A 519-nucleotide genomic window follows, 5' to 3' on the forward strand; every position below is an offset into this window, starting at 1 on the left:
TTGGTGCATCAACTGCAACGGGAACGAGGGATGAGCGCCGGTTATTTTGGCAGTCAGGGCAACGCTTTTGGCCCCGAGTTGCAGACGCAGCGTCAGGACACGGACAAAGCCGCTACCGCTTTTCAGCAGCGTTACCGCGACATGGATACCACCTGGTTAGGCGGCGATGTGGCTAAAAACTTTACCCAGGTGGCGGATTCGCTCAACACACTGGAGACGCTCCGGGGTCAGGTAAACAGCATGTCGATACCGGTGAATGCCGCGCTGGGTGCCTATAGCGAAAAAGTGACGGCGTTGTTGGAAGGGATTGGACGGATGGCGCATGTGGTACGAGATGCCGGGGTGACGCAGCAGATCGCGGCCTACTACAGCCTGCTGAATGCCAAGGAGCAGGCGGGGATTGAGCGCGCGGTGCTGGCTAACGTTTTTTCTGCCAACCGTTTTGGTGAGGGCATGTTTGTGCGCCTGAACCAATTGGTGGGACGCGGCGATGCCTATATTGCCAGTTTCAGAACCCTG

Annotated in this window: 1 protein-coding gene; it reads left to right on the plus strand. The window is 57.6% G+C overall.

Going from position 1 to position 519, the window contains the following annotated elements:
• Positions 1-519, plus strand: a 519-nt coding sequence (locus tag J5224_RS35155; RefSeq protein ID WP_264629405.1) for a nitrate- and nitrite sensing domain-containing protein, incomplete at both ends; no start/stop codon positions are given.

The organism is Candidatus Symbiopectobacterium sp. NZEC135 (genome assembly GCF_025962695.1).